Here is a 276-nt window from a genome sequence, read left to right as displayed (position 1 = left end):
ATGGGCAATAATATCAATAATCTTAATATACAACCAGCTTTCATATAGCTTATCCATAGACATAACCGAGATAGCATTATTACCATTATATTCAATATCCAATACTCTGTTTAATAGTTTTATATTCTTTTCATATGTCAAATAATCTTGTTGAAAGTTAAATTTAGTTCTATTCTTTAAATTACTTATGGGATTAACAGCATACCAAAATGAATTTTTCAATCTGTTTCTGTAATTGCTCGTTTTTTTCTTTAAAATCTTAAATTTTTCTTCCTC

At 25.0% G+C, this 276-nt stretch carries 1 protein-coding gene; it reads right to left on the bottom strand.

What is annotated here, in order from left to right:
• The coding region (locus KVT37_RS32205; protein ID WP_217579026.1) for a hypothetical protein at positions 1-276 on the bottom strand (276 nt) is incomplete at both ends.

Origin of the sequence: Mesorhizobium sp. GbtcB19 (genome assembly GCF_019091085.1) — a bacterium.
GTDB lineage: Bacteria > Pseudomonadota > Alphaproteobacteria > Rhizobiales > Rhizobiaceae > Mesorhizobium.
Note: the sequence above shows the minus strand (reverse complement) of the source record. Positions and strands in the feature narration are given on the sequence as shown.